This window comes from Streptomyces sp. NPDC091271 (assembly GCF_044757505.1).
GTDB lineage: Bacteria > Actinomycetota > Actinomycetes > Streptomycetales > Streptomycetaceae > Streptomyces.
This window is the reverse complement of sequence record NZ_JBIVVD010000001.1, coordinates 723,364-745,781: the sequence shown is the minus strand read 5'-3', so window position 1 is coordinate 745,781 and position 22,418 is coordinate 723,364. Positions and strand designations below refer to the sequence as shown.

22 protein-coding genes and 1 pseudogene are annotated in these 22,418 nt (G+C 69.9%); 3 read left to right on the top strand and 20 right to left on the bottom strand.

What is annotated here, in order from left to right; all coding sequences use genetic code 11:
* The first annotated feature begins 3 nt into the window (after positions 1-3).
* Entirely contained in the window at positions 4-195 is a 192-nt protein-coding gene (locus tag ACIQM3_RS03715; protein WP_401513565.1) for a hypothetical protein, read from the top strand.
* Here ACIQM3_RS03715 and ACIQM3_RS03710 read toward each other — a convergent pair.
* From ACIQM3_RS03710 to ACIQM3_RS03640, 15 genes and pseudogenes are all read right to left on the bottom strand, one after another.
* Complete coding sequence (locus ACIQM3_RS03710) at positions 183-1,466, bottom strand: hypothetical protein (RefSeq protein ID WP_401618250.1); 1,284 nt, start codon at positions 1,464-1,466, stop codon at positions 183-185. The two genes, ACIQM3_RS03715 and ACIQM3_RS03710, sit on opposite strands and share 13 nt — an antisense overlap.
* Before the next feature lie 20 nt (positions 1,467-1,486).
* On the bottom strand, positions 1,487-2,137 hold the full coding sequence (locus ACIQM3_RS03705) for an OmpA family protein (RefSeq protein WP_401619975.1): 651 nt from the start codon (positions 2,135-2,137) through the stop codon (positions 1,487-1,489).
* An 8-nt stretch (positions 2,138-2,145) separates the two neighbouring features.
* Complete coding sequence (locus ACIQM3_RS03700) at positions 2,146-2,757, bottom strand: hypothetical protein (RefSeq protein ID WP_401618247.1); 612 nt, start codon at positions 2,755-2,757, stop codon at positions 2,146-2,148.
* Positions 2,758-3,369: pseudogene (locus ACIQM3_RS03695) on the bottom strand (pilus assembly protein TadG-related protein); the annotation flags it as partial.
* Between the two features lie 35 nt (positions 3,370-3,404).
* Complete coding sequence (locus ACIQM3_RS03690; RefSeq protein ID WP_401618245.1) at positions 3,405-3,635, bottom strand: hypothetical protein; 231 nt, start codon at positions 3,633-3,635, stop codon at positions 3,405-3,407.
* 224 nt (positions 3,636-3,859) lie between these two features.
* A complete protein-coding gene (locus tag ACIQM3_RS03685) occupies positions 3,860-4,966 on the bottom strand; it encodes a response regulator (RefSeq protein ID WP_401618243.1) in 1,107 nt (368 codons plus the stop codon).
* A gap of 62 nt (positions 4,967-5,028) precedes the next feature.
* Entirely contained in the window at positions 5,029-6,363 is a 1,335-nt protein-coding gene (locus ACIQM3_RS03680) for a sensor histidine kinase (RefSeq protein WP_401618240.1), read from the bottom strand.
* Between the two features lie 11 nt (positions 6,364-6,374).
* Positions 6,375-7,262 carry a DUF5936 domain-containing protein gene (locus tag ACIQM3_RS03675; protein WP_401618238.1) on the bottom strand — a complete coding sequence of 296 codons (888 nt, stop codon included), beginning with the start codon at positions 7,260-7,262 and terminating at the stop codon, positions 6,375-6,377.
* Between the two features lie 13 nt (positions 7,263-7,275).
* Positions 7,276-8,211: a type II secretion system F family protein gene (locus tag ACIQM3_RS03670; protein ID WP_401618235.1), complete on the bottom strand. Its 936-nt coding sequence runs from the start codon at positions 8,209-8,211 to the stop codon at positions 7,276-7,278.
* 10 nt (positions 8,212-8,221) lie between these two features.
* On the bottom strand, positions 8,222-9,559 hold the full coding sequence (locus tag ACIQM3_RS03665) for a CpaF family protein (RefSeq protein ID WP_401618232.1): 1,338 nt from the start codon (positions 9,557-9,559) through the stop codon (positions 8,222-8,224).
* A 32-nt stretch (positions 9,560-9,591) separates the two neighbouring features.
* Complete coding sequence (locus ACIQM3_RS03660) at positions 9,592-9,999, bottom strand: TadE/TadG family type IV pilus assembly protein (RefSeq protein WP_401618230.1); 408 nt, start codon at positions 9,997-9,999, stop codon at positions 9,592-9,594.
* Between the two features lie 6 nt (positions 10,000-10,005).
* Entirely contained in the window at positions 10,006-10,332 is a 327-nt protein-coding gene (locus ACIQM3_RS03655; protein WP_401618227.1) for a pilus assembly protein, read from the bottom strand.
* Positions 10,333-10,412: 80 nt separating this feature from the next.
* The gene (locus ACIQM3_RS03650) at positions 10,413-11,687 is read right to left on the bottom strand and encodes a CpaE family protein (RefSeq protein ID WP_401618224.1); all 1,275 of its coding nucleotides are present in this window, start codon (positions 11,685-11,687) and stop codon (positions 10,413-10,415) included.
* A 7-nt stretch (positions 11,688-11,694) separates the two neighbouring features.
* Entirely contained in the window at positions 11,695-12,399 is a 705-nt protein-coding gene (gene cpaB / locus ACIQM3_RS03645; protein ID WP_401618222.1) for a Flp pilus assembly protein CpaB, read from the bottom strand.
* A gap of 84 nt (positions 12,400-12,483) precedes the next feature.
* On the bottom strand, positions 12,484-13,350 hold the full coding sequence (locus ACIQM3_RS03640; RefSeq protein WP_401618219.1) for a hypothetical protein: 867 nt from the start codon (positions 13,348-13,350) through the stop codon (positions 12,484-12,486).
* A 557-nt stretch (positions 13,351-13,907) separates the two neighbouring features.
* On the opposite strand from ACIQM3_RS03640, the gene ACIQM3_RS03635 reads away from it, so the two are divergent.
* Positions 13,908-15,641, top strand: a complete 1,734-nt coding sequence (locus ACIQM3_RS03635) for a chitinase (RefSeq protein ID WP_401618217.1) — start codon at positions 13,908-13,910, stop codon at positions 15,639-15,641.
* Between the two features lie 63 nt (positions 15,642-15,704).
* On the opposite strand, the gene ACIQM3_RS03630 is transcribed toward ACIQM3_RS03635, so the two are convergent.
* The 5 genes from ACIQM3_RS03630 to ACIQM3_RS03610 form a co-directional block, all read right to left on the bottom strand.
* Entirely contained in the window at positions 15,705-17,012 is a 1,308-nt protein-coding gene (locus ACIQM3_RS03630; RefSeq protein ID WP_401618214.1) for an Nramp family divalent metal transporter, read from the bottom strand.
* Between the two features lie 99 nt (positions 17,013-17,111).
* Positions 17,112-18,584 (bottom strand): GntP family permease, encoded by a 1,473-nt coding sequence (locus ACIQM3_RS03625; RefSeq protein ID WP_401618211.1) that lies wholly within the window; start codon positions 18,582-18,584, stop codon positions 17,112-17,114.
* 155 nt (positions 18,585-18,739) lie between these two features.
* Positions 18,740-19,150, bottom strand: coding sequence for a RidA family protein (locus tag ACIQM3_RS03620; RefSeq protein ID WP_104788630.1), 411 nt, complete (start codon positions 19,148-19,150; stop codon positions 18,740-18,742).
* Between the two features lie 6 nt (positions 19,151-19,156).
* Complete coding sequence (locus tag ACIQM3_RS03615; RefSeq protein ID WP_401618207.1) at positions 19,157-19,915, bottom strand: IclR family transcriptional regulator; 759 nt, start codon at positions 19,913-19,915, stop codon at positions 19,157-19,159.
* Positions 19,912-20,964 (bottom strand): sugar kinase, encoded by a 1,053-nt coding sequence (locus ACIQM3_RS03610; RefSeq protein WP_401618204.1) that lies wholly within the window; start codon positions 20,962-20,964, stop codon positions 19,912-19,914. Before ACIQM3_RS03610 ends, ACIQM3_RS03615 begins: the two co-directional genes overlap by 4 nt.
* Before the next feature lie 140 nt (positions 20,965-21,104).
* Here ACIQM3_RS03610 and ACIQM3_RS03605 point away from each other — a divergent pair, with 140 nt between their 5' ends.
* Entirely contained in the window at positions 21,105-22,406 is a 1,302-nt protein-coding gene (locus ACIQM3_RS03605; RefSeq protein ID WP_401618202.1) for an alanine racemase, read from the top strand.
* Positions 22,407-22,418: the final 12 nt, after the last annotated feature.

The window sequence follows — 22,418 nt, the reverse complement described above, 5'->3', positions numbered from 1 at the left end:
ACCATGGTCGAGATCAATTGGGAAGAGCCTTACTGCGGTGAGGGAAACAACTGTTTCCGGCTCGGGACGGACACCGAAGGCAACGCCTTCATTGCCGTTCTCGGTCAGGAGGATCGTTACCTCACCGACAGCCGTGAGGCCCTCCAGCAGATGATCCGGGACATCAAGGCCGGCAAGGCCGATCACCTGCTGTAGACGACGCCCGGGTCCCCGTCGGCCGGGCGCCTGCGACGGCTCAGGAGCTGCCAGGCGCCCAGGCCCAGGACCAGCACGGTCCCGGCGCCGATCCCGGCGAACCCGATCGCTCGCATCGTGAGGTCCTCACCACTGCCGGGACCCGTGTCGCCGATACCGAAGCCCGCCGCTTCCGGATCACCGTCGTACGGCGGGCCCGGCTGTGCCTCTCCCTCGATGCCGACGTTCAGCGTCATGGGGACACCGCGCGGGACCTTCGGGTCGAGCGTCACCTGGACGTAGTACCAGCCCTGGAACCGCATCGCCGATTCCGCGGTCGACTCTCCCTCGAACCGGTTCGCGTAGGCGGCCGGGGCCGTACCGAGATCGACCCCTACGGGGGCGCCCCGGTAAGCGATGCTCTTGTCGGAGACCGGGCCACGTGCCGTGTTGTACAGCGCGAGGCGCAGCCCGTTGACGGAGAACGAGCCGTCCGTGGTGCCGTTGGCCAGCTGGGCCCGCAGGAAGAGCTGCTGGCCCCAGGCGACCGGCACCTTGTAGAAGCGGCTGTCTCCCGGCTGGAGGTCGTCCCGCCAGATGCCGTCGTCGACGGCTGCCGCGTCGTTGAACCCCGTGCCGCCGCTCACCTTCTGCGGCGTGCCGTCGGCCGGGGACGGCGCTTCCGAGCTCCAGGAGGTCGGCGCCTGGGGCTCGGCCGCACCGAGCTTGAGTCCCGGCTCCGCCATGTAGGTCAGCTCGATCGGCCACTCGGCTCCGCCGCCGGACTTCGCACCCATCCGTGTCACGGTGTAGAGGTAGTCCCCGGCCTCTTGGCAGGCACCGGCGTCGTCCTTGATGCGACGCGACGCGTAGCTCGCGACCGGACGTGTGGTGTCGCCCCCGAAGTACGCGGCCGGGCTCGAACCGCACGGTGTACCGCCTGTCGAGATCAGGTCGACCTGGATCCCGTCGAGGATGCCGCTCGTGGTGCCGGGAGGCGGGGCGAGCACCGTGGAGACGAACGCGTTGGACGTGTCGTCCAGCCGGACCCGGTAGTACTTCTTCTGGCCCGGCCCGATGGTGTCCGAGTAGACCTTCGCCCGCTCCAGTTGGGGCCCGTCCGCGCTCGACTCCGTACCGGTTACGGGTACGGAGCCTTGCGCAGGCCGGTAGGAGGCGGCGCCTCCCGGGGCATCGTCCGCGCGCGGGTCCGCCGCCGCGGTGCCCGTCAGCAGCAGCATGCAGAGTGCTGCCGCCGCCCCGGCGGCGGCACCGCCTACGGGCCTCGGCATCATTTCGCTCCTGTTCGTGCCTATGACGCGCCGGCGCGCTGGAAGGTGACCTCCACGCGGCGGTTCTTCTTACGGCCCTCTTCGGTCTCGTTGTCGGCGATCGGGTAGTCCTCCCCGTAGCCACGGATCTCGAAGGTGACGTTCGGCAGCCCCGGGGAGAGGACTCCCTGCACGGCGTCGGCCCGCTCCTTGGAGAGGACGTCACCGTGGGCGGCGGAGCCGAGGTTGTCGGTGAAGCCGAAGACACGGACCTTGGTCGCCTTCTGGTTCTTGATCTCCTGGGCGATCGCGGAGATACGGGCGTTGGCCTCACCGCTCAGCTTCGCGCTGTCCTTGCCGAAGAGGACCTCGGCCTGGAGGGCGAAGGTGATGTCCACGTTGGTGTCCTCGCGGCGCTCCTCACCGCCCAGGTCCTCGACGACGGACTTGATGTCGAGCACGCGGACATCACCGAGGGTCGCGCCGTCCCCGAGCATCAGACCGGGCGAGTTCGCGTCGACCTCTACGGGTGGCGAGGCGGAGGGGACGGCCGTGGGGTTGTCGTCAGCCGTCGCGGAGGCGGCTCCCCACAGGGTCGAGGTGCCGAGGACGACGGTTGCTGCGGCGCAGAGCGCGACGCGGCGGCGCAGTGCGCCTCGTGAGGCGCGTGGTGTGGGGGCGGGTGGCTGCATGGTGGTCATCACCCGGAAATCTTGATCGTCGCGGTGGGCATGGTCGGGACCTGGAAATCGACCTCGGTTGTGCCTGCCGGTGGTGCGGGGAACTGGGCGAAGAACGGGGTCTCTGCCCCTGGCAGGAAGCCTTCGAACTTGGTGCACAGGCAACGACCGTCGGTGTCCCGCAGGACGAGATAGCGCTTCTTGCCCGCCTGGTCGACCAGCGAAGCGCCGGCCATCGACGCTCCATTACCCGCCATTTCCTCCTCCAGCCCCTGCCATCCTGGGGCCGTCCAGATCTGATCGGATCCGTTCTTCACTCGGCCTTTGACCGTGACAAACCCCCCGGACTCCCGCTTGATCGAGTTGACGGTTACCTCAATACCGTCCTTACCCGTGATGGTGGCGAGCACCTGGGTCGAGTCCTCCTTGGGAGGTGTCTGTTCGTCGCTCTTCTTGCTCGCTGTGGCAGACGGTTCCTTCGTTTTGTTCTCCGGCTTGTCCGATGCCTCGTCACCGCCACATGCCGTCAGCACGACAGCCATGGCTACAGAGGCAACCGCTACAGCGGCCCCCTTGAAGCGAATCCGGGTCATGGCTGCACGCATCGGCGTGGTCCTCTCGATGTCGTTCATCTACTTGTCGGCCAGGTGGACGGAGAACAGGTCTGCCAGGTCCGGCAGGAGGTCGAGGTTCTTGGGGTCGATGTCGAAGTCCAAGTCTTCGTCATCGCACACGGCTTTGTACGCCTTCCGCTCTTCGGATTCGTCCGTGTCGCCGCCGTCGTCATCCGGCGGAGGGCTCGGCGCGGGACGTGTGTCCTCTTCGATACGGCAGCGCGGCTCGATCACCGCTCGTGCGGTGGCCGTGGCCTTCGTCGTCGTCGTACTGGCGATCACCGAGTCGCCGACGGGCTTGTTCGTCCCGACCGTGACGGTGTACGAGACCTCTGGCCAGTCGTCCGCATGGCACCCGGTCCCGCTCAGGTGGGCATCGTTCTCAGCAGCCAGCCAGCCTGCGGCGTCACAGGACCCCGAGAGAGCTCCGCGCCCGCTGAGCAGGTCGTCCCACTCGTCCAGATCGAAGACACCGGGCCAGCTCAGTTGGTCGCGCGCGTCCATCGCCGCCGCCAGCGCTGCTGCGTCCGCTGCTGTCTGGGCCTCGTTCTTCTTCATCGACGCCTGGCCGACCGCGAAGTACGCGAACGCAAGAAAGAGCAGGCCCGCCACCACCATGATGTAGATGGGGAAAGCCTGCCCTGCCTCGCGGGTCTGCTTGGCTACTACTTGGCCCCGGTGATCTTGTTGATCTGCCCGGTGATGGCAGTCCCGATCGCGCTGCCGATGTTCGTCAGCATCAGCGCCGCGATGATCGCCACGACCACCACGATGATGCCCAGGTACTCCACCGAGCCCTGCCCCCGGTCCCGGTCCGCCCGGGCCTTCATGCGCTCCACCGAGGTGTTCGCCCAGACCTTGGCGTTGACGGAAGCCTTCAGCATCAGCTTGCTCATGGTGTTCCCCTCCGGGTCCGGCCGACCGGAGGCCGGCCGACGCGTGTGTCTCTGCGGTGCCGCGTCCGGAACCGGCTTCCTCCTGGCCGGTGCCGTTGGCGACATGAGAAAGGTACGACGGTTCCGCCTGCCCCACGGAGGGCCCCAGGGCCCAAACCCGGGCCCAAAACGGCCGTTGGGCCCGTCCTCCCGCGCGCATCCCCCTGCCGGGGTCTCTCCCCCGTTCAGCCATGGCTGCCTGTCCCCCTCGCTCCAGGTCCCGAGCCCGGCGCCGTACCGAGCCATCGGGCTATGGCTTCACTGCGGCTGCCGCTGTGCAGCTTGGTGAAGATCCTGTTGATGTGGTTCTTGACGGTCTTTTCGCTGATGAAGCACGTGGCGGCGATCTGCTGGTTGCTCATGCCTGAAGAGATGAGCTCCATGACCTCCGCCTCCCTCGAACTCAGGTCGTACTGCTGCCGGTTGGGCGCATAGGGCCGACTGTGTTCACTGTCTGTCGAAGACTGTGCCACAACGGGTTGCAGTTGCGAAAGGGCTTCCGGATTTCCCGCCGGTCGCCCCGCCGGCGGCGAAGGCGCCCGCCCCGTGCGAGTGCTGCCGGAACCCGGGCCCGGGCCGTTGTCCGGCGCGCCGCTCGTCAGTGCCGTACCGAGCCCCTCCGGCAGCTGCCTCGGCTGATGGTCCGCCCCTTGGCGCATATGGGCGAGAAGCGCCTTGGCCGCGGTTGCGGTGAAGGGGGCGCGCCCGCTCTTCGTGTCGCGTACGGACTGCACGAGTTCGTCGGCCGTGAACTCGCCGTGCACCAGGTAGCCGCCCGCGCCAAGGCGCAGTGCCTCGTGCACGATGTCGCTCTCGCGGCTGTACGTCAGCATCATCACGGGTGCAACCTGCACCAGGTGCGGCAGGGCGGAGAGGCCGTCCACCCCGGGCATCCGTACGTCGAGCAGGATGACGTCCGGCCGGTGGTGTACAGCGGCTTCGTAGGCTGCGCGCCCGTCGGCGGCCTCGGCCACGACCTCGATGTCCGCCCGGCCGCTGAGCAGGACCCCGAGACCCGCCCGTACGACGGGGTTGTCGTCCGCCACGACGACCCGGAGGGGCCCGGGTGCCGGCCCGTCGGGGGCGGCGGGGAACGCGGGCATCTGCTCGGGCTCGCGGGGCTCGTCGGCGGGTCCCGGGGGCCGCTGGGGAGTCGGCGGGAGCTGGGTGGCCGGGAATGCGGGGGAGCTGAGTTCCGTGCTGAGCGGGGAGCCGTGCGAGGACGTGTGCTGGGAGGCGTGGTTCTGTGCCGCCCAGTCCTGGCCCGACGCACGCGAGACGTCGTCCGGCATTCTGCGACCTCCTCTCAGGTGTTGTGGGGACGAAGGTGCGGGAAGCGGTGGAGCGCGAGCGGTTACGGGTTCGGAGCGGGCGCCCGGGCCGCCGGGTCCGTCGCACCGGTCGGGGTGAGGGCGGCCGTCGGGAGTTCCACGCGGACCTCCGTGCCCTTGGCCGCCCGTCCCTTGCCGATGCGGATGCGCGCGCCGATGGAGGCCGCGCGTTCGACCATGCCGACGAGCCCGAAGTGGCCGGCCCGCCTCAGGTCGTCGAGTGTGGTGCCCGTGGGCAGGCCCTGGCCGTCGTCGTACACGCTGACGCGCAGGACGTCGCCCTTGATGCCGGCGAGGACGACGAGGTAGGTGGGGTGGGCGTGCCGGTTGGCGTTCTCCATCGCTTCGGAGGCGACGGTGAGCAGCTGCCGGGCGACGACCTGCGGGACGAGGGGTACGGGCGTGTCGCCGAGGGTCCGGAACACGGTGTTCATCCCGTGGCGCCGGGTGAAGTCCTCGGCCCTGGAGCGGAGTTCCGCGACGAGGTCGACGCCGTCGTCGAGGCCGGATTCGCGGCGCAGGTCGGACAGGAGTTCGCGGGATTCGGCGGCGGCTCGGCGGGCGGATCTGGCCACCAGTTCCGCCTGGTGCCGGACGGTGAGCGGGTCCATCCGGTCGGAGGAGCGGGCGAGGCCGTCGGCTGCGAGGGCGAGGCCGTGCAGGGTCTTGGCGACGGAGTCGTGCATCTCCCTTGCCAGCCGGGCGCGTTCGTCCTCGACGGCCACGCTGACGGCGAGACGGGCCCGGGTCTCGGTCAGCGCCTGGCTGGCCGCGCCGACGCGGAGCATCAGATTGCGCAGGGCGACGCCGACGGCTCCCGCGAGGACGCAGAAGCCGGGGAGGAGGAGCACGTCGGCCACGCTCGACTGGGGGCGGTTGTCGACGCTGAAGGCGGCGGCCAGGATCAGGCTCTGCACGACGGCGAAGACGCCGGCGACGCGCCAGCCGTAGAGCAGTCCGGCGAGCAGCGGGGTGCAGACGACCGCGTAACCGAGGGTGGACTCGGGGGTGGCGGTGAACAGGAGCAGCGCACCGAAGACCGTGTCCACCCCGAGGAGCAGCGGGTAGCGCACGAGGAGCGGCCCGAAGCGTTCCCAGTCGCGGTAGAGGGCGTACGAGCCGACGAACGTCACCAGGACGGCCGATCCCACGAGCCATCCTGCGAGTCCGGGGGCGCTGTTGTCGACGGCTTGGGGGGTGCCGATGGCGATCATGGCGAGCCGGAAGAGGAACACCTGGCGGGCCAGCGCCTGGAGGGCGTTGACCTGGATGGAGACCGTGGGCGCGGGGCCCACCGGGGTGGACAGCGTGTGGCGGGGGTCCGCGGGCTCCGGTCCCGGCTGCAGGGAGATCGTCATCGGCCCGTCGCTCACTCCCCCGTCAGGGAACCGAAGTTGGTGCCGGATCCGAGCAGCATGGCGGCGCCCATGAGGATCACGGTCGCGGGGATCATGAACGTGGTCACCATCAGGGTGGCCCTGGGGACCGCCTTGGCCGCCTTCCGCCGGGCGTTCTGCGCGTCGGTGCGGCGCATGTCGTTGGCGATGGCGATGAGGGTGTCGACGATGGGCGCGCCCAGTTCCTCACCCTGCTGGAGCGCGGTGACGAACATGGCGACCTGGTCGGAGTCGTTGCGTCTGCGCAGCTCGTCGAAGGCCTGGCGGCGGCTGACGCCCATGTCCATCTGGCGCAGGGTGATGCGCAGCTCGTCGGCCCAGGGGCCCTTGTACTTGTCCGACACCCGGTCCAGTGCCTGCCGGAAGCCGAGCCCGGCGGAGACGACGACGGCGAGGACGTCCAGGAAGTCGGGGAGCGTGCGGTCGATGTCGTCCCGGCGCTTGCGGACGGCGGCCCAGATGCCGACCTCGCCCCAGAAGAGGCCGAAGGCGACCATGAGGAGTGCCACGAAGAACTGGCCGCTGGTGAGCATGACGAAGGCGGCGGTGCCGCCGAGGAGGCTGTAGACGGCGCGGCGGGCGGCGTAGCGGTCGATGGTGAGGCCGCCGGGGTTGCCCGCCATGTCGATCTTGCGGCGCTTGTCGTTGACCTTCTTGGGCCCCATCAGGCGGAGCACGAGGGGCGCCCAGCGCATTCCGAGACGGTCGATGCCGGAGCCCACCGCGGTGGTGCGGGTCGAGCCCACCTCCAGGGCGAGCGCGAGGTCGCCGGGGAGGGTGGCCTCGGCGCGGTACATCCGTACGCCCTTGAAGACGCCGAACACACTGAGGCCGACGACGAGTGCGAGCAGCAGTTCCATATCGGTCCCCTCCTCAGATATCGATCTTGGAAATGCGGCGGATGGCGACGAAGCCGACGGTGTAGAGGCCGAGCGAGACGATCACGGCGACCTGGCCGGCGAACGACCCCGTCATACGGTCGAGTGCTCCCGGGAGCATCGTGTTGACGAGGAGCATCGCGCCGACGCCGATGGCGGGGACGGCGTACGCGGTGGCGTTGATCTGCGAGAGCTGGGTGCGGACCTCGCGCCGGGTCTCCTTGCGCTCCTCCAGGGTGACGGTGAGGTTGCGCAGCGAGGAGACGACCTGGCCGCCGGCCCGGTTGGAGAGGATGAGGGTGGCGACGAGGACGACCAGTTCGCGGGAGGGCAGGCGGCTGGCGAGCTCGTCCAGAGCGTCGTCGAGCGTGCGGCCCACACCCAGCTGGTCGGCGACGATGCGGAGTTCGTCGCCCGCGGGCGCTTCGAGTTCATCGGCGGCCATGGCGATGGAGGTGCGCAGGGAGAGTCCGGCCTGGGTGGCGTTGGCCAGCACCCTGGAGATCTCCGGCAGCTGGCTGATGAATGCCTCGGTGCGCTTGGTGCGGTGCCAGTTCAGGAAGGTGTTGGCGGCCCAGATCCCGGCGAGTCCGGCGAGCGGGCCGAAGAACGAGGCCAGGACGGAGGCCGCGATCAGCCAGATGGCCACCACCCCGGCCACGACGTAGAGGAAGTACTCGCCCGGAGTGACGTCGAGGCCGGTGGCCGCAAGCTTCAGCTCGATCCTCTTGCCCAGTTTCGTACGGCGCAGCCGGCGGTCGACGCCCCGGAAGCGGCGCTGCGGGCCCATGTCGATCTGGCCGGTCGAGGAGAGCCGGTCGACGAGGGCTTCGCGCTGGGCCTTGCCCGAGGTGTAGGCGTGCAGGCCCAGGACGCCGAGTACGCAGCACAGCAGCGTGACGCCGAGGGTGAGCGGTGCGAGGTTGTCCATGTCGGGGTACCTATCTGGCCTCTCGGGTGGCGAGGTATTCGTCTGAGGGGGCGACCCCGAAGGCCTGGGGGATCGGCTGTCCGGCCATGTAGAGCCGGTCGGCGATACGACGCGGGAGCGGGAGGGCCTGGAACTCACCGTGGATCAGGCCGTCGGTGTCCATCGGCCGGGCGTCGAACCGGGCGACGGTGACGATCTTGTACGGGTCGCGGCCGTGCGAGTCGAGCACCGCGATCTCGGTGACCCTCCTGCTGCCGTCGGCGTGCCGGGTCAGCTGGACGATCACGTCCACGGCACTGTTGATCTGGTCGTGCAGGGCCTCGAAAGGGATCTTGATCTCGGACATCGACGCGAGGGTCTGGAGTCGCATCAGCGCGTCCTCGGCGCTGTTGGCGTGGACGGTGGCCAGCGAACCGTCGTGGCCGGTCGACATCGCCTGGAGCATGTCGAGCGATTCGCCGCCTCGGACCTCACCGACGACGATCCGGTCGGGACGCATACGCAGGGAGTTGCGGACCAGGTCGCGGATGGTGATCTGGCCCTTCCCCTCGACGTTCGGGGGACGCGACTCCAGCCGGATCACGTGCTTCTGCTGGAGCTGGAGTTCGGCGGAGTCCTCGATGGTGACGATCCGCTCGCCCTCGGGGATGAGCCCGGAGAGCGCGTTGAGCAGCGTGGTCTTCCCGGTACCCGTGGCCCCGGAGACGATCACGTTGAACTTGGCCTGGACGAGCCCGGCGAGCAGCAGCAGCATCTGCTGGTCCAGCGAGCCGAAGCTGATCATCTCCTGGAGCGAGAAGGACCTGGGGAAGCGCCGGATGGTGAGCGTCGCACCGGTGAGCGAGAGCGGCGGGATGATGACGTTGACGCGCTCGCCGCTGGGGAGACGGGCGTCGACCATCGGATTGGCCTCGTCCACGCGCCGGTTGACGGTGGAGACGATGCGCTCGATGGTCTGCATCAGCTGCTCGTGGCTGGCGAAGCGCAGGGGGAGCTGCTCGACCCTGCCCGCCCGTTCGACGTAGATCTGGTCGGGGCCGTTGACCATGATCTCCGTGATGGAGGCGTCCTCCAGGAGCGGTTCGAGGACGCCGAGCCCGAGCGCCTCGTCGACGACGCGCCGGATGAGCTGGGAGCGTTCGACGGTGGAGAGGACCGGGCCCTCACGGCTGATGATGTGGCCCAGCACGCGTTCGAGCCGGGCACGGCGGTCCGCTGTGGCCAGCGAGGACATCTCCGCGAGGTCGATCTCCTCGAGGAGCTTCGCGCGGTACGTCGCGACCAGGTGGCCGTCCTCCCGTCCCCCTCCGCGCTCCTCGGGGGCGGTGATGCGTGCCCGCAGGCTCATGGGTGGTACTCCTCGGATGGGATGGGGGGTGCCTAGTCGCGGGGCATGGTGGCGGACTTCTCGACGGTCCGGTCACCGAGCAGGCCGAGCAGGATGTCCGGGATCTTGACGGTGACCGTCACCGTGACCGCGTCGCCCCCGGCGGGCGGCGAGATCTGGGACCGCTCGGCGACCCAGCCGGTCATGGAGGCTCTTCCGACCTGCGCGTAGGCCCCGGACACGTCCTCCTGCGCGGCGGTACGCGCGGCGGCCCTGGCCGCGGTCCCCGCCTGCTGGGCGGTGTAGGCGATCAGGCCGAGCTGGATGCCTGCGAGGCCGATGAGGATGAGGACGGGGAGGAAGCCGAGGTACTCGATGGCTGTGGACCCGCGGTCCCTGCCCCTGGCCTTGGCCCTGCCCGGTCTCCGTCCGGCCGCGCAGGGGATGCGTACAGGTGCCATGACGCGTCACTTCCCTTCCGCGGCCGCGCCGGCCGTTGCCGTGACGGGGATGGGGAGGCCGGCGAAGCCCGGGAAGAGCACGGGGGCCTCCAGCCTCACGGTGGCCTTGACCACGTCGCTCCCGGGCTCGCACCTGATGTCCGCGGAGCCCTCCCAGGCGCCGGGGAGCCGCTCGTGCACGGCCTCCTGACACCTGCTCCGCATGTCCCAGGCCCCCGCCGCGACCGCTTTGCGCACCCCTTCGTCCGCCGCTCCGCTCGCCAGCGTGAACGTGTAGCCCACCAGGACCGCCTGCCAGAGCAGCACCAGGGTCACCAGGATGATGGGCACCATCCCGGTGAACTCGACACTTATCTGCCCGCGGTCGCGTCTCAGCCGTGTCCGTATCCGGCCCGGTTCTCCCGTGTCCCTCGTCACTGTCGGCCTCCCCCGCTGGTCGTGCCGCCCTTGCGCTTGCGGCCCCCGATCGAGCCCCTGTCGCCGCGCAGCATGCCGCCGCGCGACTCCGCTCCCTGCGAAGGCTTCACGAGTCCGAGCTCTCCCGCCAGGGCCCAGAGGGCCTGTTTCACGGTGGAGCGTGGGTCCAGCTCGTGCATCCGGCCCGAATCCACGGCGCCCTGGAGCTCCTTGAAGTTCGCCGGGACCGCCGTGCCCGCCATCCGGGTCCCGGTGATCCGCTGGATCAGGGCGGGCTGGATCTCCGTGTTGCGGTTGAAGCGGTTGACGAGGATCACCGTCTCCTCGGCCTTGCGGACCTGGAGCCGGTCCCACATCCGCACGATGCGCTTGGCGCCCCGCACGGCGACGACGTCGGGTGTCGTCACCAGCACGGCGGTGTCGGCCATCTCGATCGCCGCGGCGTTGGCCCCGCTCATCTGGCTGCCGCAGTCGATGACGACGATCTCGTAGCGCGAGCGCAGCGCGCTGACGATCTGTCGGGCGGACCGGTCGCTGACCTCCTCGCCGCGTTCGCCCTCCCCCGGCGCCAGCAGCAGCGCAAGGCCGGTGGTGTGGGAGAAGACGGCGTCGGAGAGGACGCGTGGTGATATGTCGGCGATGGCCGCGAGGTCGACGACGGAACGCCGGAACTGCACGTCGAGGTAGGCGGCGATGTCCCCGGTCTGGAGGTCCAGGTCGACGAGGGCGGCCGTGCGCCCCGAGGCCTGCGCGGCCAGGGCCAGCTGTACGGCGGTGAGGGTCGTCCCGACCCCGCCCTTGGCGCCGGTGACCGTGACGACCGTGCCGCCGGGGCCGGTGAACACGTCGCCGCCCGCCCCGAGGTGGCGTCGTACGCCCGTGGACCACTGTGCGGCGGCCTGCACCCGGTTGGCGAGCTCCTCGTAGCTCAGGGGGAGGGTGACCAGGCCCCTTGCTCCCGCGTCCATGGCCGCGGCGAAGAGACCGGGGCTCGCGTCGGCGGTGATCAGCACGACCCCCACGGCGGGGAAGCGCAGGGACACCTCCCGGATGAGTTCCAGGGCGGGCACCGGGCCGATCCCCTCGTGGACCAGTACGACCTCGGGCAGTTCCTCGATGGACTCGCCGGCGAGGCGGGCGAGGGTGTCGATGAGCTGAGTCGAGTCGCCGACCGGAGCGGCCGGCTCCGCGTCGGGGAGCTGGCTGAGCAGGGTGGTCACGGACCTGGCCGCGTCGTGGTCACCGACCGCCGGGAGGATTCTGGTGGTCATCCGATCCTCACTTGTCCTTGTCGAGCGTGTAGGTCCGGTCGCCCGGGCGGATGGTGCCGTCGCTGCCGGGTGCGATCAGTGCGAGACGGACGTGCTGGGCGAAGGACTCCGCGTACGCGACGCGCTGGGTGTCGAGGGTGTTGAGCGCGAAGGTGATCGGCACGGCCTCGGTCGCCTGGTTCCTGTCGTCCTTCTTCGGCTCCAGGGCGGTCAGTTCGCCGACGTCGAGGACCTTGGCGTTGGAGACGATGACCTTGGACTGGGAGACCTCGCCGTCCTGCTCGCCCGCGAACGTGGCGTAGATGTTCACCTTGTCGTTCGGCCGGATCTTGCCCGCCACACCCGTCGCCGCGTCGATCATGATGGCGATCTCCTGCTCGCCCGGCCTCAGTTCCGGGCTCCTCACCATCATGTCGGACTGCATCAGGGAACCCTCCTGCAGCTCGGTGACGGCGATCTTGCCGTCGACCTCGTCGATATCCGTGACGGCGTTGTCCGACAGCCAGCGTTTGGGCATGGAGACCTTCTCGAACTGCCCGGCGGAGAGGTCCGAGTACGGGGCCACGTTCTTCTTGAGCCGGTAGGCGTCGACCTCGGGCCCGACCTTGGAGTTGACGTCGCTGATCACCGAGAGCACCCCGGCGAAGGCACCGAAGGCGCACAGGACCGACAGGAGCAGGAGTATCACGCCGCGGCGCTGGCGGGAGTTCATGGGCCGGACAACCTCGTTCGATTCGGATGCGTGGAGCAGCGGACAGAAAGGGATGCGCGGTGTCTGCGGAGAGCCCCGGGCACGCTAGGTGCTCGGTGGCGCGGACGCGCCAAGGCTCAGGACACCCGGGGAGTGCATTCGGTTCTCCGGTGGTGCCAGCGGGGAGGAACAGAACCCGCAGCGGTCGCCGATGAGCTCCATTCCGCACCAGTGGCAGCTTTCCCGGCGTACGGAGGAAACGAGCTGGTAGATCACGGAGATGTCCGGAAGGAAGGAGACGAATTCCACCAGCTTCCCGGTGCCCCACCAGCGCGGCGATCCGGAAGGCAGCGCACACTCCTGAATGGCCTGTACCCCCCATGCCGGGGCGAGGGTCTGCTGGACCCATTCGGATGTCAACTGACCTTTGGCGACCAGCAGTTGTGAGGCGAACGGCGGCCCGGCCGGCGGTTCGACCGCCGGGCCGATCCTGACCAGCTGCGGGCTGGGGCCGGCGAGCACGACGAACTGCGAACCCGGCAGCCAGGACTTGGCGTGGGTCTTGAGGCTGACGGGGACCATGTCGAGCCTGGCCACCGAGTTCAACAGGGCTCCGGCATGGATGTAGTGGGCGAGCAGCCGGGCCGCCGAGGCCACCACTCCCGGGCTGAAATCGCAGATGGAGAGCTGGCGCAGCTGCCGCACGAGGACGGCCACACCGAGCGGTGGCAGGTCCGTCTTCAGCAGGGCGATGCGGTCGCTCTCCAGGACCGACCGGATGGCGTGGAGTCTGCGCTCATGTGCGGGACTGATGCCCACGGGATAGACGGCGATCACATAACCGTGCTGCTCCAGGAGCAGGTGCATGTCACCGATCGCGAGGTCGAGGGGCTGGGCGTCGGGTGCCTGGAGCAGCGCCGCTGTGGGTGTCTGCTGATCGGTCGGCGGTAGCACGAGATCAGCACTGGTCACTGCTATTGCGGTCGGCACGCTCTTCCCCGTTCCGGCTCCGGCCGTCGTCGGGGGACTCCGGCCGCAATCGCTCCTGCTCCGCGCTTCTTCCCCAGCACTTTAGCCACGTCGGACCAGGCAGAGAACAGATATCGGCACCCAGTACGAAGACGGTACGGCACAGGCGTTCGCTACGCCTCCGTACGAAATCGGACGAAAAGCAATGTGGTTAACTCCTGCACCACTGCGCAGAGTTACCCCGATCGAGCGGGTTTGAAATCCACGGGAATTCATCCGCCCACGTCAGAACGGATTGCGGCCGCTTTCCCAGGCCCTCCGCGATATCCACTCCGTCACACTCGAGGCGTTCCGGCCGAACCACCCGTGCGAGTGGACCCGCGCGACCGGGAGCGCTCACTCGAAGGTGAGCGCGAACCCTGCCCGGCCCCCGGGCGCACCCACCGTACGCATCGGGGCCGCCAGAGGTCTTGACAACTTGATTGGTCTGGACCAGTTTATCGGCCAACGGTGGCCACCGTTCCCGCCAGCACCCCCAACTCCCCCACCGGAGGCAGCAAGTGGAACGCTCCGCAGGCAGCAGCAGGCACAGAAGACGCCGGGTCCGGCCGCTCCTCGGCGGGGCCGTCGTCGTGGTCGCGGCGGGGGCGCTGGGCGTCACCGGGCTCGTCAGCACCGCGCAGGCGGCCGATGTCAACGTGGCCAGGAACGCCGGTTTCGAGTCCGGGCTCGCCAACTGGACCTGTTCCGGGGGCAGCGGCGCCACCGTCACCTCCCCCGTGCACGGCGGCTCCTCCGCGCTCAAGGCCACTCCGGCCGGCCAGGACAACGCCAAGTGCACCCAGAGCGTGTCCGTGAAGCCCGGCTCCACCTACACGCTGAGCTCCTGGGTGCAGGGCGGTTACGCCTATCTCGGGGCGAGCGGCACGGGCACGACGGATGTCTCCACCTGGTCGCCCGGCTCCAGCGGCTGGACCCAGCTGCGGACCACCTTCACCACCGGTCCCTCCACCACCTCGGTGACCGTCTACACCCACGGCTGGTACGGCCAGGCCGCCTACGTCGCGGACGACGTCGAGGTGAGCGGGCCCGACGGCGGCGGTGGCACGGACCCGGAGCCCGCCGTCCCCGGAGCCCCAGCCGGACTGGCCGTCGCCACGGCGACCACCTCCTCCGTCACCCTGAACTGGAACGCCGTCTCCGGCGCCACCGGTTACACCGTCTACCGGGGCGGCGCGAAGGCGACCACCTCCACCGGCACGTCCGCGACGGTGACCGGTCTGGCCGCGGACACCGCGTACCAGTTCTCCGTCAGCGCGACGAACGCCGCCGGTGAGTCCGTCAGGTCCGCGACCGTCAGCGGACGCACGGCGAAGGCCACCGACCCGGGCCCCGGCCCGACGACCTCGGTTCCCAAGCACGCGGTGACCGGCTACTGGCAGAACTTCAACAACGGCGCCACCGTCCAGAAGCTCAGTGACGTCCCCGCCGACTACGACATCATCGCGGTCTCCTTCGCGGACGCCACTGCCACGCCCGGCGCCGTCACCTTCAACCTGGACTCGGCGGGGCTGAACGGCTACACCGTCGACCAGTTCAAGGCCGACATCAAGGCCAAGCAGGCCGCCGGCAAGAACGTCATCATCTCCGTCGGCGGCGAGAAGGGGGCCGTCGCCGTCAACAGCGACGCCTCCGCCACCGCCTTCGCGGACTCGGTGTACGCGCTCATCCAGGAGTACGGCTTCAACGGCGTCGACATCGACCTGGAGAACGGCCTCAACTCCACCTACATGACGAAGGCCTTGCGCTCCCTGTCGTCGAAGGCGGGCTCCGGTCTCGTCATCACGATGGCCCCGCAGACCATCGACATGCAGTCGACGTCCGGTGAGTACTTCAAGACGGCGCTCAACATCAAGGACATCCTGACCGTCGTCAACATGCAGTACTACAACAGCGGTTCGATGCTGGGCTGCGACGGCAAGGTCTACTCGCAGGGTTCGGTGGACTTCCTCACCGCGCTCGCCTGCATCCAGCTGGAGGGCGGCCTCGCCCCGTCCCAGGTCGGCCTCGGCGTCCCCGCGTCCACCCGCGGCGCGGGCAGCGGCTACGTCGCCCCGTCCGTCGTGAACGCGGCCCTGGACTGCCTGGCCAAGGGCACGGGCTGCGGCTCCTTCAAGCCGTCCAGGACCTACCCGGACCTGCGCGGTGCGATGACCTGGTCCACGAACTGGGACGCCACGGCGGGCAACGCCTGGTCCAAGGCGGTCGGCCCGCACGTCCACGGCCTTCCGTAACGCAAAGGCCCCAGGTCCAGCAGCGCCGCCGCTCCCCCGGCGGCGCTGCTGCGTACGCCGCCGTCACCAGGGCAGGTCGATCACCTGCTTGACGCACAGCACGATGAACAGCAGTCCCGCAGCGCCCAGCATCCCGTTGCTCAGCCAGCCGTTGCGCCATTCCCTGGGCGTACGCGAGGAGTTGAGCAGCCACAGCAGGGTCAGCGCCAGGAACGGCATGAAGAACGCGCCCAGGACCCCGTAGCCGATGACCAGCCCGAACGGCTCGTCCAGCCACAGCAGCGTCATCGGCGGGAACGTCAGCCAGAGCAGATACGCGCGGAAGGGCACGGACCGCTCCTGGCGGCTGACCGTCTCACCGGTCGCCTTCTCCTCGCCCGGGCCACCGCCGCGAGCGGCCCGGATCCGCTCCACGAAGTCGGCGAACATCAGGCTCACGCCGTGCCACACGCCGATGAGCGACGAGAACGAGGCGGCGAAGAACCCGACCAGGAAGAGCTTCGCGGTGCCCGCCCCGAAGCGGTCCTCCAGGATGTCGCCGAGGTCGATCAGCCCCTGGTCGCCCTTGGTCAGGGCGATCTGCGAGGAGTGCAGCAGTTCGGCGCCGATGATGAGCATCGCGACGACGAAGATGCCGGTCGTGATGTAGGCGACCCGGTTGTCGATCCGCATCACCTTCATCCAGGAGGTGTTCGACCACCCCTTGGCGTTCACCCAGTACCCGTACGCCGCCATGGTGATGGTGCCGCCGACCCCGCCGATCAGCCCGAGCGTGTAGACCAGCGAGCCGTCCGGGAGGACCGGGAGCAGCCCGGCGAACGAGGCGCCGATGTCCGGCGACACCCGGATCGCGACGTAGACCACGACGATGAACATCACGCCGATCAGGACGGTCATGACCTTCTCGAAGACGGCGTACTGGTTGAACCAGACGAAGACCAGGCCGATCAGCCCGGTGATGATCGCCCAGGTCTTCAGGCCCGGTCCGTCGGGGAAGAGCGCCACGATGGGCAGGGCGCTGGAGGACATGGCCGTCGCGCCGTACACGAAGCCCCAGATGACGACGTACACGGCGAAGTAGCCCGTGGTCCACCCGCCGAGGGTGCGCCACCCGTCGAAGAGGGTGCGGCCCGTCGCGAGGTGCCAGCGGCCCACGGCCTCCGCGAGGGAGATCTTGACCAGGCAGCCGATCACGGCCGCCCACATGAGGGTGTAGCCGAATTTGCTGCCCGCGATGAGCGTCGCGACCAGGTCCCCCGCTCCGACACCGGTGGCCGCGACGACGATGCCGGGCCCGATGTAGCGCCAACTGGATTTGCGCGGCTGGGAGCCCAGCTCCCCCGCCCCTGTGATCTCGCTTGTCTCCGCCATGTCGATCAACGAAGCGCATCACACCGGATCGCACAAGGGGGCGCGTCGTACCGATCGGGCTGTCGTCCGATCGGTACGACGTCTTCTGCGGAACAGCCCTCAGATCACCAGACTGAGCGCGGCGGCGACCACGAAGCCGGCGACCGAGAGGACGGTCTCCAGGACCGTCCAGGTCTTCAGGGTGTCGCGCTCGGAGATGCCGAAGTACTTCGAGACCATCCAGAATCCGCCGTCGTTGACGTGCGAGGCGAAGATGGAGCCCGCCGAGATCGCCATGATGATCAGGGCGAGGTGGGCCTGCGACATGCCCTGGCCCTCGACGAGCGGGACGACGATGCCGGCGGTGGTGACGATCGCGACCGTCGCCGAGCCCTGCGCGACCCGCAGGACGACGGAGATCAGCCAGGCGAGCAGGATGACCGGCAGGCCTACGTCGTTGAAGGTGTCGGCGAGCGCGTCGGCGATGCCGCTGCCCTTCAGCACGGCTCCGAAGATGCCGCCCGCGCCGACGACCAGCAGGATGTTGCCGACGGGCTTCAGCGAGGACGTGGAGACCGACTCGAGGGACTTGCGGGACCAGCCCCGGCGGATGCCCAGCAGGTAGTAGGCGAGCAGCAGGGCGATCGTCAGCGCGACGAAGGGGTTGCCGAAGAACTCGATGACGGAGCGCGGGGTGGACGGGTCGAGCGCGATGGAGGAGAACGTCGCGGCCAGGATGAGGATCAGCGGCGTACCGATGATCGCGAGCACCGTGCCGAGCGGGACGGGCTTCTCGTGGGGGGTGACGCCGGCGGCGCGCTGCTCGGCGACGACCGCGGCCTTGGCCTCGGCGGCCGCCTCGACCATGTCCTGCGGCACCTCGACGAAGATGCGCTTGCCGATCCAGGCGGCGTAGACCCAGGCGGCGAGGACGGACGGGATGCCGACGACGGCGCCCATCAGGATGACCCAGCCGAGGGAGACGTTGAACAGGCCCGCCGCGGCGACCGGCCCGGGGTGCGGGGGCAGGAACGCGTGGGTCATCGAGAGGCCGGCCAGCAATGGCATCGCGTACAGGATGACCGACTTGCCGGAGCGCTTGGCCGCGGCGTAGACGATCGGCGCGAGGACGAAGATGCCGACGTCGAAGAAGACCGGGATGCCGAAGATGAGGCCGGTGAGGCCCATGGCGAGCGGGGCGCGCTTCTCGCCGAAGAGGTTCAGCAGGCGGGCACTGAGGACCTCCGCGCCGCCGGACACCTCCAGGATGGCGCCGAGCATCGTGCCGAGGCCGATGATGATCGCGACGTGCCCGAGGATGCCGCCCATGCCGGATTCGATGACCGAGACGGCGGCCGACTTCTGGACCGTGCCGAAGAGTTCGGTGACGGAGAGTCCGGCACCCAGGCCGACGGCTATGGACACGGCGAGCAGCGCGACGAACGGCTGCAGCCTGACCTTGATGATCAGGACGAGCAGGAGTGCGATCCCGAGGGCGGCGACGGTCAGCAGACCGGGCGTACCGCCGATCAGGAGGAGCAGTCCACCGGTGTGGGGTGGCGCCTCGGGGGCGGGGGCGGCGGCGAGCAGCATGAGCGGTCAACTCCGTTGGTGACGAGGTCCTTCGGGGCAGGGGGGAGCGCGGCACGGCGCCCCTCGGGGGAAGGGGTGGGGCGCCGTGCCGTGAGGTGGCGGTTCAGGGGTGCCGGCTCTCCGGGGGCGGATCGCCGGGCCGGCGGATCAGGTGATCAGCCGAGGACCGCGAGCGCGTCGATCTCGATGAGCAGGCCCTTGGGCAGGCCGACGTACACCGTCGTACGTGCGGCGGCGGGGGCCTTGAGGCCCTGCTCCTCGAAGTACTCGTTGTAGATGGCGTTCATCTCGGCGAAGTGGTCGACGTCCGTGAGGTACACGCGCATCATCATCACGTCGTCCCAGCTCGCGCCGCCCTCCTCCAGGATCGCCTTGACGTTGGCGAAGGTCTGCAGGGTCTGCTCGCGCAGCGTCGGGCCGGCCGGGGTGGGGGCCTGGCCCTCGACGGCGGGCAGGAAGCCGACCTGACCGGCGACCTGGAGGATGTTCCCCTTCTTCACGCCGTGCGAGAACTTGGCGGGCGGGGCGGTGTGGGTGCTGGGGGTGAGGGCGGTCTTCTCGGTCATGGCGGTTCAGGCTTTCTTGGTGGGGGCGGTGCCGGAGTACTCCCGGCTGATGGTCTCCGCGGTGCGGCGCACCACGGGGAGCAGGGTGAGGAGTTCCTCGGCCGTGACGACCACGTTCGGCGCGGACACCGACATGGCCGCGACGACGCGCCCGTCCGCGCCCCGGATGGGGGCGCCGACGCAGTTGATGGACTCCTCGTGGCCGCCGAGGTCGGTGGCCCAGCCCTGTTCGCGTACGACGGCGAGTTCCTTGAGGAAGGCGCCGGCGTTCGGGAGCGAACGGGACGTGTACATGGGGTAGTCGAGCCGTTCGGCGATGGCGCGCCGTTCGGGCTCGGCGAGGTCGGCGAGGAGCAGCTTGGCGACCGCGGCGACGGTGATCGCGACGGGTTTGCCGATCCGTGAGTACATCCGCACGGGGTAGCGGCTCTCGACCTTGTCGATGTAGAGGACCTCGTTCTCCTCGTACACCGCGAGGTGGACGGTGTGCCCGCACTGCTCGTTGAGCGCGACGAGGTGGCTGTGGGCGATCTCGCGCACGTCGAGGTTCTCGACGGCTTCCTGCGCGAGCGCGAAGAGCCGGGCGCCGAGGCGGTAGCGCTGGTCCTCCTGGCGGTAGACGAGTCCGTGCTCGTGGAGCGTGCGGAGCAGGCGCAGCGCCGTGGACTTGTGGACGCCCAGCTGGGTAGAGACCTGGCCGAGGTCGGCGGGGCCCTGGGCGAGCAGCGGCAGGATGCTCAGCGCGCGGTCGACGGTCTGGCTCATGTGACTCGTACCTCCTCGTTCGCCCCGGCGGCGGCTGTCCAGCCGGGGCCGAGACGAAGTGTGCCCCAGGCCTCGTCGTCCAGGGCGGCGAGCCGGTCGGCGTACGCCCGGGGCGGGGGGCCGGTGAGGTCGCCGGGGACGGTGAGGACGGCGGCTGCCATGAGGTGGCCGTGCCGGGCACGGTCGCGTACGGGCAGGTCGCGCAGGGTGGCGGAGAGGAAACCCGCGGCGAAGGCGTCACCCGCGCCGACGGCGGCGACGACGTCGACGCGCAGGGAGGGGACGGTGGTGACGGTGTCCGTGCCGCTGCCCGTCCTGGAGAAGACCGTGACGCCGTCCGATCCCCGCTTGACGACGAGGACGTCCGGCTCCGGGAGGGCGGCGCGGACGGCTTCGGTGCCGTGGACACCCCAGGCCTCCTCCGCCTCGTCGTCGCCGACGAAGACGAGGTCGCAGCGGCGGGCGAGGTCGAGCAGGACCTCCGGGCCGGCCTCGCCGTCGCGCCACAGGCCGGGGCGGTGGTTGACGTCGAAGGAGATCAGGGGGCGGCCCTCGCGAGGGGCGGTGAGGTCGTGGAGGAGGGCCAGGCAGTCGGCGGAGAGCGCGGCGGTGATACCGGACAGGTGCAGGACGCGGGTGTCGAGGAGGTCCTCGTACGGGACGTTGTGCGGGGACATCGCGGAGGCGGCGGAGCCGGCCCGGTAGTAGGCGACCTCGTGGGTGTCGGTGGCCCGGTCCGTCGCCGTGCGGAAGTAGATGCCGGTGGGGCGGCCCGGGTCGCGGCGGACGGCGGAGGTGTCCACGCCGTAGCCGGTGATCGTGTCGACCAGGTGGTCGCCGAAGCCGTCGGCGCCGACCCGGCCGACCCACTTCGCCCGGTGGCCCGCAGCGGCGAGCGCGCAGGCGACGTTGGACTCCGCACCGCCGATGCCCCGGCCGAAGGAGGGGACGTCGGCGAGGCGGCCCGGCTGCGAGGGCAGGAACGTCACCATGGACTCGCCGAGGCAGACGACGTCCGCGGTGGCTGTCCTGGCTGCGGATCCGGGCACTCTGGGCTCCTCGTGGTCGGTCGTCGGGCGCCGGTGGTCACCATTGACCCGGCATCGGCTCGGATGTTAGACAGCCTTGAGCGATATACGCAACGCCTGTTGCACATGATGCAACGCCTACTTCCCCCGAGGAGATCCCCTTGGCCGCCGAGCAGTCCCCCGAACAGTCCGTGACGGCACTCGCCGGCGAACGGGTCGACCACCGCTTCAAGGCGCTGCCGCCGGACGCGGAGGGCCTCACGGTGGGCGCGCTGGCGGCCGAGCGCCGCAATCTGTTCACGGGTGGCTTCACCACCCCGGTGCTGGCCCTGTCCGCCGAGTCGCTCGAGGCGAACCTCGTCCTGCTGGAGACGTACGCCGAGCGGCACGGTCTGGCCTTCGCGCCGCACGGCAAGACGTCGATGTCCCCGCAGCTCTTCGCCCGCCAGCTGGAACACGGCGCCTGGGGCATCACCGCCGCCGTGCCCCACCAGGCGCGGGTGTACCGGGCCTACGGGATCGCGCGGATCTTCCTGGCCAACGAGCTCGTCGACGCGGTGGCGCTGCGCTGGCTGGCCGGTGAGCTGGACGCCGATCCGGACTTCACGTTCGCCTGTTACGTGGACTCCGTGCGCGGCGTCGAGCTGATGGACGAGGCCCTGCGCGCGGCGGGTGCCGGGCGCCCCGTCGACGTCGTGGTGGAGCTGGGCGCCGGCGAGGGCGCCCGCACCGGCGCCCGCACGGAGGCCGACTGCGCGGCGGTCGCCGACGCGGTGGCGGCCACGTCCACCCTGCGGCTGGTCGGCGTCGCGGGTTACGAGGGCGAGGTGCCGGACGCGTCCCCCGAGCGCGTACGGGAGTGGCTGCGCCGGCTCGTCGCGCTGGCAGCGGACTTCGACGCGGCCGGCCGCTTCACCGCGCTCGCCGACGGCGAGGAGATCCTGGTCAGCGCGGGCGGCAGCGCGTGGTTCGACGCGGTCGCCGATGTGTTCGCCGGGATCCCCGCGCTGAGCCGGCCCGTCCTCAAGCTGCTGCGCTCCGGCGCGTACGTCAGCCACGACGACGGCCACTACCGCCACCTCACCCCCTTCAACCGGATCCCCGAGGAGGGCACGCTCCAGCCGGCCTTCCGCCTCTGGGCCCAGGTCGTCTCCCGCCCCACCGCCGAGCAGGCCTTCGTCAACGCCGGCAAGCGTGATGCCGCCTACGACATCGACCTCCCGGAGGCGCAGGTCGTCCGCTCCGCGCGCGACGGCTCGGTGCGGCCGGCCACCGGAATCACCGTCAGCGGGCTGTCCGACCAGCACGGCTGGGTGCGTACGGAGGAGGGCGCCGAGCTGGAGGTCGGCGACTGGATCGGCATGGGGCTCTCGCATCCCTGCACGTCGTTCGACAAGTGGCAGCTGATCCCGCTGGTCGAGGCGGACGGCACGGTCACGGAGTACATCCGCACGTTCTTCTGATTCCCGCCCCCT